This window comes from Saccharomonospora halophila 8 (assembly GCF_000383775.1).
GTDB classification, from domain to species: domain Bacteria; phylum Actinomycetota; class Actinomycetes; order Mycobacteriales; family Pseudonocardiaceae; genus Saccharomonospora; species Saccharomonospora halophila.
On record NZ_KB912586.1, the window covers coordinates 114,693 to 119,782 of the forward strand.

The 5,090-nt window shown below is 70.6% G+C and carries 7 protein-coding genes and 1 pseudogene; 3 read left to right on the forward strand and 5 right to left on the reverse strand.

Going from position 1 to position 5,090, the window contains the following annotated elements:
• The first annotated feature begins 411 nt into the window (after nucleotides 1-411).
• Nucleotides 412-834: a GlcG/HbpS family heme-binding protein gene (locus SACHA_RS0119030; protein WP_019812321.1), complete on the forward strand. Its 423-nt coding sequence runs from the start codon at nucleotides 412-414 to the stop codon at nucleotides 832-834.
• A 162-nt stretch (nucleotides 835-996) separates the two neighbouring features.
• Complete coding sequence (locus SACHA_RS0119035; RefSeq protein WP_019812322.1) at nucleotides 997-1,878, forward strand: manganese catalase family protein; 882 nt, start codon at nucleotides 997-999, stop codon at nucleotides 1,876-1,878.
• Between the two features lie 43 nt (nucleotides 1,879-1,921).
• Here SACHA_RS0119035 and SACHA_RS0119040 read toward each other — a convergent pair whose 3' ends face one another.
• Complete coding sequence (locus SACHA_RS0119040; RefSeq protein ID WP_019812324.1) at nucleotides 1,922-2,482, reverse strand: hemerythrin domain-containing protein; 561 nt, start codon at nucleotides 2,480-2,482, stop codon at nucleotides 1,922-1,924.
• 349 nt (nucleotides 2,483-2,831) lie between these two features.
• Here SACHA_RS0119040 and SACHA_RS0119045 point away from each other — a divergent pair, with 349 nt between their 5' ends.
• Complete coding sequence (locus tag SACHA_RS0119045) at nucleotides 2,832-3,665, forward strand: class I SAM-dependent methyltransferase (protein ID WP_019812326.1); 834 nt, start codon at nucleotides 2,832-2,834, stop codon at nucleotides 3,663-3,665.
• Between the two features lie 12 nt (nucleotides 3,666-3,677).
• Here the strand turns inward: SACHA_RS0119045 and SACHA_RS0119050 are convergent, their stop codons facing one another.
• The 4 genes and pseudogenes from SACHA_RS0119050 to SACHA_RS26370 all read right to left on the reverse strand — a co-directional run.
• Entirely contained in the window at nucleotides 3,678-4,004 is a 327-nt protein-coding gene (locus tag SACHA_RS0119050; RefSeq protein WP_028663348.1) for a TcmI family type II polyketide cyclase, read from the reverse strand.
• Nucleotides 4,001-4,495, reverse strand: a complete 495-nt coding sequence (locus SACHA_RS0119055; RefSeq protein ID WP_019812332.1) for an SRPBCC family protein — start codon at nucleotides 4,493-4,495, stop codon at nucleotides 4,001-4,003. The genes SACHA_RS0119050 and SACHA_RS0119055 overlap by 4 nt, the downstream gene beginning before the upstream one ends.
• Nucleotide 4,496: 1 nt before the next feature.
• Nucleotides 4,497-4,751: an acyl carrier protein gene (locus SACHA_RS0119060; protein WP_019812334.1), complete on the reverse strand. Its 255-nt coding sequence runs from the start codon at nucleotides 4,749-4,751 to the stop codon at nucleotides 4,497-4,499.
• Nucleotides 4,748-5,090 (reverse strand): annotated as a pseudogene (locus SACHA_RS26370) (ketosynthase chain-length factor); the annotation flags it as partial. The pseudogene SACHA_RS26370 and the gene SACHA_RS0119060, both read right to left, overlap by 4 nt.

Consider the following 5,090-nt stretch of genomic DNA (forward strand, 5'->3'; position numbering starts at 1 on the left):
TGACCGCGGCCGAGGCCTGCTCCGCCGTCGCCGCGGCGGCCCGGCCGACCACCGACGTGCCGTCCGCGGGGTCGACGATCCGCAGCGAGTCACCGGCCGCCCGGGACTCGCCATCCAGAAACAGTCCGGTCTCGATCTCGGACACGGTGTCGACGGAGTTCGTGGACATCGTCGCCTCCCTCGTCGGTGGTCGTGGCACGCACCCTACGTTCCCCGGATGGCGCCGTCCCATGACAACGGACCCGATCCGACCGCGACATCCGACGTAGTCCGCACCGATCGTCCGCACCGACCGGCCCGGTGCGCGGGACCCACCGACCCTCCCGCGCGGGCACCCCCGTGTTTGATCCGTGTCCGCCCGGGTACGCACCGGAGACGAGTGCCGGACACGCGCCAACGGAGGTGACAGCCGTGCGGAATCAGCCGTCGGTCTCGCTCGACGAGGCACGCGAGATCATCGCGGGAGGGGAGAAGAAGGCGCGGGAGATCGGGCAGCCCGCCAACATCGCCGTGGTCGACGCGGGCGGCAACCTGGTCGCCCACGCGCGGATGGACGGCGCGTGGCTCGGCAGCGTCGACATCTCCATCAACAAGGCCTTCACCTCCCGCGCGTTCGACATCGCCACCGCCGATCTCGCGGAGAACGCGCAACCCGGCGCGCAGTTCTTCGGCATCCACGCCTCGAACCACGGCCGGGTGATGATCTTCGCAGGCGGGCTCCCGCTGAACCACGAGGGAGCGGTCGTCGGCGCCGTCGGCGTGAGCGGCGGCACCGGGGAACAGGACCAGGCCATCGCCGAGGCCGCCGCGGCGGCGTTCCGGCCCGCCGGGTAGGTCGCGACCGGACGAGACAGGCCCCGGGCCGGGCAGCACCTCCTGTTCCGCGCTCCGGTACCCCCTTCCCGGTGAGGTGTCGGTTCGCCGGTGGCGGACCGGGAATGCACCCGAGCACGACCCGTACCCGTCCCGACGGTCCGCGAGAGGGAGTCACCCCGCATGTTCTTCCACCAACAGGAATTGCAGTTCAAGGCGAGCCCGGAGCAACCCGACGCGGTGTACGCGCGCAAGCTCCAGGAGGTACTCGGCGGCCAGTACGGTGAGATCACCGTGGCGATGCAGTACATGTTCCAGGGCTGGAACATGCACGTTCCCGGGAAGTACCGGGACCTGGTCTTCGGCATCGGGTCCGAGGAGTTCGGCCACGTCGAGATGCTCGCCACCATGATCGCCCAACTGCTGGAGAAGTCCCCCCTGGGCGTCACCGATGAGGCGGTGCAGGCTGATCCCACCGTCGCGGCCGTGGTCGGTGGGACCGACGTCCAGCACGCCATCGTGGCGGGTGCGGGGGCGCGGCCCGTCGACAGCATGGGCAACCCGTGGCAGGGCGCCTACATCACCGCGAGCGGGAACCTGCTGGCCGACTTCACCTCCAACGCCAACGCCGAGATGCAGGGCCGGACGCAGGTCGCCCGGCTCTACCACATGACCGACGACCACGGGGTCCGGGAACTGCTCTCCTTCCTGCTGGCGCGGGACACCATGCACCAGAACCAGTGGCTCGCCGCGGCCGCCGAACTCCGGGAGAACGGCGTCGAGCAACTACCGGTGCCGAGCAACTTCCCGCAGAACAAGGAACAGACGGACGTGTCGTACCAGTACCTGAACTTCAGCGACGGGCAGCACGCGTCCGAGGGGCCGTGGGCCTCCGGCCCCACCCCGGACGGCAACGGCGAGTTCAGCTACCACGAGGGCGCCACCACCAACGCCCCCATGCCGCCGCCCACTCACCCGGACGCCCGCCTCTACGGCACCACCGAACTCCCGAACAGCATGGAGAAGATAGCCGGTGCCACGCAGGACAAACTGAGAAGGGAGTGACCGGGTGGTCTCGGTCCCGGCCGTCGAGGTCGGGATCGAGATCTCACGCACCTGTGCCGAGCCGGTCGCGGAGCCGGTCGACCAGTCCCGCGCCCGGATCGAGGATGCGGTTGGCCGGTGGCTTGTCCGGCGCCATCGGGTGCGGGCGGGTCGGGGCCGTGCGTTTCGCGTCGAGCACCTTCTGCCCGAGCTCGGCCAGCTCCCGCTCGTCGCAGGCCTGCCGCAGCTTCGGCAACAGGTCGTTCTCCTCGTCCGCGACGTGGTGGCGGATCGCGCTGATGAGCCTGCCGAGCACCTCGTCGAAGTCCGCCGCGGCCGGGTCCCTGTTCTCGAGCTGCTTCATCAGCTGTTCCGCCTCGGCGTGCTCCTCGATCTCGTGATCGGCGATCTCGTTCCCGTTCTCCAGCGACCTTCGGGCCGCCGGGTACATATGTTGTTCCTCGGCCACCGAATGGCGTACGAGCTCCGCGATCACGTGCTCGGTCAGTTCGCGCTTGTGCGCAGGTTCGAGCGACGAATCCTCCAGCTCCCGGAACATCCGTTCCACCGAGTTGTGATCCTCGACGATCACACTGACGAGATCACTCTCCGTCGACGTGGCCATGACACGACTCCTTCGGCTCGACCCGTGCGCGTGGCCCCCACGTACCCCGCGGTCACCGCCCGGAAACCCACACCCGGCCAGGAACCCCGCTCGGCCAGGACACCCGGTGGCTCACCGGAGTGCGTGGTAGACCGACCACGGCACCGCGGCGGACACCAGCCGGACGACCACCCCCACCCGAGTCCGACTCGATCCCTCGGGCCTCCCGGAAGAGCCCCGGCGGCTCGGCGGACCGCACGGGCACGGCAGGCCCGCCCGCGCACGTCAGCACTGCGGGCCCGCGTGAGCGGGTATCACCGAGCGGAGACACCGGAACCGCCCCGAACCACCGCGTACCGAGGAGGACGGCATGACCGAGACACCACCACCGGAACAGGTGGCCGACGCGTGGGACGCACTCGCGTCCGGCTACGACGAGTTCATCACCCCGGAGAGCCTCCGGCACGGCGACGTCGCGCTCGGCCGGGTGGAGATCGGTCCCGGAACCCGGTTCCTGGACGTCGCCGCGGGCACCGGGGCCCTGAGTATCCCGGCCGCACGTCGGGGCGCCCAGGTGGTCGCCACCGACATCGCACCCGCGATGATCGAGCGGCTGGTCGCCCGCGCCCGCGCGGAGGGGCTCACCGACGTCGAGGGCCGGGTGCTGGACAGCCGTGCGCTGGTCTTCCCGGACGACACGTTCGACGTGTCCGCGTCCCAGAACGGCGTGACGATGCTGCCCGACCTCGACGCGGGGCTGGCGGAGATGGTGCGGGTGACCAGGCCCGGCGGGACGGTGCTCGTCGCCGCCTTCGGCCCGCTGCCGACGGTCGAGTTCCTCACCTTCCTGCTCGACGCCGTCCGGGCCGCCGTGCCGGACTTCCCCGGCCTGCCGATGGACCCGCCACCGCCCCCGTTCCAACTGGCCGACCGGGACGTCTTCCGCGAACGGCTCACCGCGGCAGGACTGCACGACGTGACCGTGGACACGGTCACCTGGAACATGACCGTCGATTCACCCACGCACCTGGTCAACGAGGTCGCCACCAGCAATCCCATCGGCGCCGGGCTCGTCGCGGGGCTGACCGGGGAACAACACACGGAGGTGCTGCGGGTGCTGGACGGCCGGCTGCGCGAGCGCTCCGGCGACCGCCCCCCGGCCGTGTTGCACGCCGACGTCAACGTCGGCACCGGCGTGAAGTGACCGGTGTCGCGGTCAGTCGTCCCGTGCCCAGTGGTAGAAGGCCGCGGCCGTCGCGTCGGACGGCGAGCGCCAGGTGCGCGGATCGAACGGGCCGATGTAGTCGCCGAGGGCGGCGCTGAGATCGCGGAACTCCCGGTCACCGCGCAGCTCGTCGATCCTCCCGCCGAGATCGTCGTCCGACTCGATCAGATGAAAATACAGGCCGTGGAATCGGAACAGGGTCCGCGCACGGACGCCGACACGGCGCGGGAGCGGCCCCGCGTCCGACTCGGCGAACAGTGCGGCCACCGCCGCGCTGTCGGCCTCCCGCATCCTCGCGACGATCAATGTACGGTTCACGGCCCCTCCTCCGTCGGCGGGCGGCAGCCGGGCGGCAGCAGCGCAGCGGCCTCGGCCTCCAGCACCCGTTTGATGGCGCCCATCTGGACCGGTGTGTTCGTGTTGATCCGTGCGGTCATCCCCGCATCGTCGAGCGGCGCCCCCGGCTTCATCGCGAAATCCTGGGTCCAGCGCATCAGCACGCCTCCGTTGACCGGGTGGTAGGTCCAACGGATGTGCATGTACTCGAACGGCCCCGTCTCGACCCGGCGTGCCACCACCGTGCGGGTCTCGGGATCGAGCTCCCGCTCCGACACCCACGACCAGACCCGGCCCTTCTCGTCGGGGACCATGGTGAGCCGGAACCGGACGCGGTCGCCCGTGTCCTCCAGCACCTCCGTCGCGGCGTACTCGGTGAACAGGTTCGGCCAGTCCGCGACATCGTTGGTCCTGGACCAGACCAGGTCCATCGGCGCGAAGACGACGACGTGATTGTCCGTGTGTCCCGGCATGTCAGCGCTCCTTCCGCAGCGCGTCGTTGAGTACGGTGAGAAAGTCCCGCACGGACCGGGCCTCCTGGGCCTCGGTCGGCAGCGCCACCCCCCGATCACGTTCGATCGATGTGATCACGCCGAGCAGGGCGAGCGAGTCCAGTCCGAGCTCGTCGAACGTCGTCGCCGCGGTCAGCTCGTCCACCTCGATCCGCACTCCACCGCTCGACGACAGCAGTTCGCCGAGTTCCTCGATCGTGACGTCCCGGTCGGTCATCGTGTCCTCCGTCCGTCGGATTCCGCGCCCGAGCTGAGTACGAGCGCGGAACTGAAACCACCGAACCCGCGGGCGAGCACCAGCACGTGCCGCAGCGGTACGCGACGGGCCGTGCCGGTGACCACGTCCGCGTCCACGGCGACCTCGTCGGCGACGAGGCCGGCGGTCGGGGGTACCGCACCGTCCCGCAGACCCAGGGTCGCGGCGACCACGGCCAACGCACCCACCGCCGAGTACGCACGGCCCAGACCCGCCGTCACCGCCGTCACCGGAACCCGGGCGACCGCGCTCCCGAACACCCGGTGCAGGGCCGCGACCTCGGCGCGGTCGGCGTCCGGC